Below are 6,528 nucleotides of genomic sequence, written 5' to 3' on the forward strand. Positions count from 1 at the left end.
CCATTTTAACGGCCTCAATCGTCCTACAAAAGGACATATCTACATTGGTGGCGAAGATTTGTGGGCCGATCCTTCCGACATTCGGAGATTTCGTTTTCTGGTAGGATTGGTGTTTCAGTATCCAGAGTATCAATTGTTTGAAGAGACTGTCTATAAGGATATTGCCTATGGCCCGCGCAATATGGGCCTGAGTGAAGAAGAAATCGATCAGCGTGTGCGTCGAGCTGCGGAGTTCTGCGGTTTGTCACAGGCCTCTTTGCAAAAGAGCCCCTTTGAGTTGTCTGGCGGCCAAAAGCGTCGGGTGGCTATCGCAGGTGTGCTGGCAATGGAACCGAAGCTTCTGGTGTTGGACGAGCCTGCCGCGGGCCTGGATCCGGAGGGCCGCGACACGATTTTGGGGCAGATCAAGGCCTGGCATAAACAGACAGGTTCCACCACCATTCTGGTCAGCCACTCTATGGAAGATACTGCAAAATATGCAGACCGGGTGTTGGTTTTAAACGCAGGGAAAGTCGCCATGTATGACGAGACAGCCAAGGTGTTCGCGCGCGCTCCTGAACTTCTCGAGTTGGGACTTTCTGTTCCGGAAGTGACCAAGGTGTTTTTACAGCTTCGTCAATGGGGACTGGACATTCCCACAGATGTATATACGGTACCCTATGCGGTGAAAACCATTCTGGCCGCAAAGGAGGGGATGTAATGCTGCGGGATATTACCATAGGTCAACACTTTCCGGGCGATTCCGCTTTGCATAATATGGATCCCCGTGCAAAGCTGGTCCTTACGCTGATCTATATCATTATGTTGTTTGTGGCCTCCAATCCCATCGGATTAGGCATTTCCATTGTGATGGTTTTGGGTTTGTATTTATTGGCGAAGATTCCTCTTCGGCTGATTGGTAAGAGTCTCAAGCCGATAGTTCCCATTATTTTGTTTACGGCGGTACTCAACGTTTTCTTTGTCACAGGCGATTCCGAACCGGTGTTTGAACTTGGCTTTTTGCACATCTATTGGGAAGGTATTAACTATGCCTTGCTGATTGTGGTTCGAATTCTTTGCATCATTGCAGGAACAAGTCTTTTGACATATACGACAAGTCCGATTGTGTTAACTGCTGCCATTGAGCAGCTCCTTCGTCCTTTGGCGAAGCTGAAATTTCCGGTTCACGAGTTGGCAATGATGATGACGATTGCGCTGCGGTTTATTCCGCTTTTGATTGAGGAAACGGAAAAGATCATGAATGCGCAAAAGGCACGTGGAGCGCAATTGGATTCCGGACCGCTTATGCAGCGGGTGAAGGCGCTCATCCCGGTATTGATTCCTTTGTTTATTTCTGCATTTCGCCGTGCAGATGAGTTGGCGATGGCGATGGAGTGCCGTTGTTATCATGGCGGTGAGGGGCGTACACGGCTGAAGGAATTGCACATGTCCGGGAAAGATATGTGGCTTACCGCGATTGCCATTGGCGTGTTTGTGCTTATGGGATTGACAAATTTGTTTTGGAAGTAGGCTGTTTCCATGAAGGTTTTGATTACTCTTCGTTACATCGGAACGAATTATCACGGCTTTCAGGTGCAGAAAAACGCACTGAGCGTTTGTGAAGTGCTTCAGGATGCTTTGGAGCATCTGTATGGAATCCGCCCGCCGGTCAAAGGGTGTTCCCGTACAGATGCAGGTGTTCATGCACTGGGCTATTGCGTAAGCTATATACAGCCCAAGGCCATTGATCCCTATAAATTGCCATTGGCAATCAATCGCTTTTTACCGGCGGATATCCGCGTGTGCAGTGCCCGGCAGGTGCCGGATGATTTTCATGCAAGATATTCTTCTATCAGCAAAGAATATCTTTATCGGCTTCACAACAGTGCGATTGACGACCCATTTGAAATGCCCTATGCGTGGCGTTTGGCTACACCGCTGAACGTGAATGAAATGGCGCGAGCGGCTCAGATGGTGGTGGGTACCCATGATTTCCGTGCGTTTATGAGTGCGGGTAGCGATATGGAGGATACTGTGCGGACAGTGCAGTTTTTTCATGTTACACGCAGCGGAGAAGACATTTTGTTTCATATTTGTGCAGATGGATATTTGTACAATATGGTTCGCATTTTGGTGGGAACTTTGGTAGAAGTAGGCGCAGGACGCATGGTTGCGGAGAAAATGGCAGACGTACTCAAGAGTGGAAACCGTAGCCTTGCGGGTGATACGGTGCCGGCAAAGGGTCTGTTTCTTTACAAAGTGCATTACCCCGATGAAGGGAAGAAAAAAGAGTTATGAGTTTTTTTTCGCGCGGATCGAAGCGGCGTGCTTCGAATGAGATCCGCGAAGAGGATTTTCAGCGTTTTGAGGATGTGCCGGAACTCGATTTGACGGAACCGGAAAAAGAGATCAGTGCCGTTGAACGAGGAAAATTGGTGCGCCTGGAACGCATTCAAAAAAAACGCCGCGCCCGGAGAATTCGAATCACAGTAGTATGTACCGTTCTTTTGACGGGAATATTGGTGTATTTTACTGGATTATACGGCGCCTCGCTGGCGCTGTTGGGCGATACGGTGGATTCCATTCGAATCGCTTTGACACCGGGCCCGGGATTTCCTGTTCAAGCAAGTATACCTGGCTATGTGGAAAGTTGTCCTTTGGCCGGAGGGTTTGTGGCTGTGGGAGAACAGGATTTGGTCATTTATTCAGCCAATGGAAATAAGGTGCGTAGTTTACAGCATGGTTTTGCCAATCCTTGTATTACGGCGGGCAATACGCGCGTATGTATCTATGACCGGGCGAGTACGCAACTGAGAGTTGAAAATCGAAGTCAGACGCTGTATGAGACAAAGATGGATCAGGCCATTTTCTTGTGTGCCATGAGTCCCAACGGAACTCTGGCAGTGTTTACAGATGGTGGTCTTAAAATATATGATCCCATGTTCAACAATATTTTGGAATTTAAAACCGATGATCTGCCTACCGCTATGGCCTTTTCGGATGACAACCGAAATTTCGCGGTTGCCTGTCCTAGAGCGCAGAATGGCGCGTTAGGAAGCGTCATTTATCTGTTGAATACGGACATGGAAGATTACAGTCAGGCCGTTACCGTACAGGTAAGCGATGGGTTGCCATTAAAAGTTGAATATTTGGATCGACAAAATGTATTGGTGGTTTATGATCATTTTGCTGCAGTTTACTCTGTCAGCGATGGAACACAAAGAGCTCGTTATGATTTTGGAGCCAATCAGCTCCAGAGTGCGACAGTCAGCGGAAAAAATACCATTTTGCTGTTTGGCGATGGTGAGCACAGCGAATTGACAAAATTCGTAGTCCTGGATATGGATATGGCAACCATTGGACAGGCGGATGTTCAAGTTAGAGCAAATAGCATTTTTGCAAGTCGTTTGGGGGTTTATGTACTCACCAATACAGAAATTTATTGTTATGCATTGGACGGAAGTTTTGAGAGGTGTCTTGAGCCTGGGTCAAAGCCTTTGGCGGTCATTGACGCGGACCGTCTGCTCATTCTTACACAAGATCAGATTTTGGATTTGAATGCGCAGCAAAGCGAAACTTCTGCGGATTCATCTCTCAATCAGGCGGATGAATCCACTTCGTTGGCTTCATAGAAAGGAAGGGCAAATATGACGTTTACTCCCGCATTTATTTTGGATATTGCATTGATTGTGGTCATTGTAGCAACAGTGATCCATTATGCACGCAAAGGCTTTGTGGCTGGTATTATTGATTTAGTGGGAAACCTTTTCTCCATTGCTTTGGCATGGTTTGTCTCTGGAAAGGTTTCTCCTACGGTGTTTGAAAACTTTTTCAAATCGGGTTTAATTGAAAAAACGACGCAGACACTTCAGCAGGGCTCCTTTGATTTGGAGAGCATTTTGGGTGGATTGGAAGGTCTGGTGCCCCAATCCATGATGGATAGCATTTTGGCAAGCGCGGACAGCGTTTTAAACAGTCAGGCACCTAATATGGCACAGCAGGTAGTGGAACAGATTATCTCTCCGCTGGTTGTTCCTCTGATCACGGTGGTATTGTTCTTTGCCACCTTCGTGCTGTGCAGATTGGTAGTGGCCTTCTTGGTTGCTGTGCTTACCAATCTAAACAAAGTGCCGCTTCTTGGAAGCTTTAACCGCGCTTTGGGCGTGGTTGCTGGCCTGGTGGGCGGTGTGATCAATGCGCTGCTGATTCTTTGCATGATTTGGGCGATTATTGTGATCACCAGCAACAATTTGCCGGTTTTAAATGATTCGGCACTTTCTGGAAGTTATTTTTATTCGTTTTTTTCGGTATACAATCCCTTTATGAGTGCTTAAACATGGAAAGGAATAGTTGGAACGATGCTTTGTGTAAGGTGTAAAAAGCGTCCGGCCATTGTTTTTATTCAGAAAATGGAGGCTGGACAGGCGAAGGCAGAGGGATATTGCCTGAGCTGTGCCCGTGAGTTGGGTATTAAACCGGTAGATGATTTGATGAAGCAATTCGGGATCAGTGAACAGGATCTTGAAAATATGGAAGAACGTTTTGCCGGGATGATGGAAAATGGCGATATGGATCCTTCTGCAATGATGCAGCAGATGATGGGGATTTCTCCCGATGAGATGGAGCAGCAGGGGGAAGACGCGGATGAGGATTCCGAAAACTTCACTCCCGGTGGGGCGGGTACGTTTCCCTTTGGTATTTTCAGTAACCGCAAAGAGCAGTCAGAGGACGGAGAAGAAAAGAAAAATCCGCGTGCTCGGGAAAAAGGGAAAAAACGTAAGTTCCTTGATAACTACTGCGAGAATTTGACTCAAAAGGCTCGTGATGGAAAAGTAGATCGCATCATTGGGCGCGATCGAGAGATTTATCGGACCATTCAGATTTTGTCTCGTCGTCAAAAAAACAATCCCTGTTTGATTGGTGAGGCCGGTGTTGGAAAGACGGCCATTGCTGAGGGAATCGCTCTTCGCATTGCGCAGGGAAATGTGCCTGCCCTTTTGAAGGATAAAGAAGTTTATCTTTTGGATATGACAAGTTTGGTAGCAGGCACTCAGTTTCGCGGCCAATTTGAAAGCCGAGTAAAAGGTTTGATCGGTGAAGTCAAAGCGGCGGGCAATGTGATCTTGTTTATTGACGAGATTCATAACATTACCGGCGCGGGAGATTCCGAGGGGGCAATGAATGCTGCCAATATTTTGAAACCCGCTCTCAGCAGAGGCGAGATTCAGGTTATCGGTGCAACGACCTTTGCGGAATACCGTAAATATATTGAAAAGGACCAGGCTCTGGAACGTCGTTTCCAGCCGGTCAAAGTTGAAGAACCGTCCATTGCGGATGCCACAGCTGTGATTGCTGGCGTGAAAGAATATTATGAAAACCATCATCATGTAAAGGTGTCGGATGCGATCGTCCACAGCACAGTCGTCTTGTCTGAAAGATATATTACCGATCGCTTTTTGCCGGATAAGGCAATTGACCTTTTGGATGAGTCTTGTGCCTGTTGTAGTTTGCGCCATCCCGAGATTACAGAATGGGTGGAAAAAGAGAAAAAACTGGCGCAGTTAAAAGAGCAAGAACAGCAGGCAGAACAGGCAAAAGAGGGGCCTGACTATGAGGCCATTGCCCGTTTGCAGTATGAGATTCAGCAGCTCGAACAGGAACTTCCTGCCATGCGTGAAACAGTGGATAAAATTCAAGTAACCATGGAGGACGTGGCGAAAGTTATCGAATTATGGACTGGAATACCTGCTGCCAAAGTAAAGGAGACGGAGTATTCTAAATTAGCTAGCCTTGAGCAAGTTTTGAATGAAAAGATTATTGGACAGCAAGAGGCGGTTCATTTGGTGGCTAGCGCCGTAAAGCGCAGTCGTGCAGATATTTCGGCACGCAGACGCCCGGCCAGTTTTATATTTGTAGGACCGACGGGTGTAGGAAAAACCGAATTGGTCAAGCAATTGGCCATGCAGTTATTTGATACGGTTGATCCGTTGATTCGTTTGGATATGTCTGAATTTATGGAGAAACATACCGTTTCACGTCTGATCGGATCGCCGCCGGGTTACGTCGGGTATGATGAAGCGGGGCAGCTCACCGAAAAGGTTCGGCGCAAGCCTTACAGTGTGGTTTTGTTTGATGAAATCGAAAAAGCGCATCCGGATGTGATGAATATACTGCTTCAAATTCTGGATGAGGGAAAAATCAACGATGCACAGGGACGTACGGTCAATTTTGAAAATACTGTGATAGCGATGACCTCCAATGCAGGTTCTTCGGATAAGGTAGGAGAGACCGGCTTCAATAAGACTGCAGAGGAAATGAGTAAAAATAAGGCTATGAAAGCATTGGGCGAATTTTTACGTCCGGAGTTTTTGAGCCGTGTAGATGAGATCATCGTCTTTAAACCGCTTGGTGCTGCCGAACTGCATCGTATTGCGGCTTTGATGCTGAATGAGTATAAGGCACCATTGGCTGCGAAGGGAATTGAGCTTTCGTGGACGGAGGCCGCTTTGGAGAAGCTGTGTCAAAAAGCAGAAGGCGGAAAGTTTGGAG

General features: G+C 47.1%; 6 protein-coding genes. All 6 read left to right on the forward strand.

All coding sequences use genetic code 11. From position 1 onward, the window contains the following. The coding region (locus AB5H98_RS12240) for an ATP-binding cassette domain-containing protein (protein ID WP_367926176.1) at positions 1–700 on the forward strand (700 nt) is incomplete at its 5' end. After that, positions 700–1,509 carry an energy-coupling factor transporter transmembrane protein EcfT gene (locus tag AB5H98_RS12245; RefSeq protein WP_367926177.1) on the forward strand — a complete coding sequence of 270 codons (810 nt, stop codon included), beginning with the start codon at positions 700–702 and terminating at the stop codon, positions 1,507–1,509. The genes AB5H98_RS12240 and AB5H98_RS12245, both read left to right, overlap by 1 nt. Positions 1,510–1,518: 9 nt before the next feature. After that, the gene (gene truA / locus AB5H98_RS12250; protein ID WP_367926178.1) at positions 1,519–2,277 is read left to right on the forward strand and encodes a tRNA pseudouridine(38-40) synthase TruA; all 759 of its coding nucleotides are present in this window, start codon (positions 1,519–1,521) and stop codon (positions 2,275–2,277) included. Next, on the forward strand, positions 2,274–3,611 hold the full coding sequence (locus AB5H98_RS12255; RefSeq protein WP_367926179.1) for a DUF5711 family protein: 1,338 nt from the start codon (positions 2,274–2,276) through the stop codon (positions 3,609–3,611). The genes truA and AB5H98_RS12255 overlap by 4 nt, the downstream gene beginning before the upstream one ends. 15 nt (positions 3,612–3,626) lie before the next feature. Further along, positions 3,627–4,313, forward strand: coding sequence for a hypothetical protein (locus AB5H98_RS12260; RefSeq protein WP_367926180.1), 687 nt, complete (start codon positions 3,627–3,629; stop codon positions 4,311–4,313). A 24-nt stretch (positions 4,314–4,337) separates the two neighbouring features. Further along, a partial coding sequence (locus AB5H98_RS12265) for an AAA family ATPase (RefSeq protein ID WP_367926181.1) occupies positions 4,338–6,528 on the forward strand: 2,191 nt, incomplete at its 3' end.

Source organism: uncultured Ruthenibacterium sp., assembly GCF_963558415.1.
In the GTDB taxonomy this organism is placed as follows: domain Bacteria; phylum Bacillota; class Clostridia; order Oscillospirales; family Ruminococcaceae; genus Ruthenibacterium.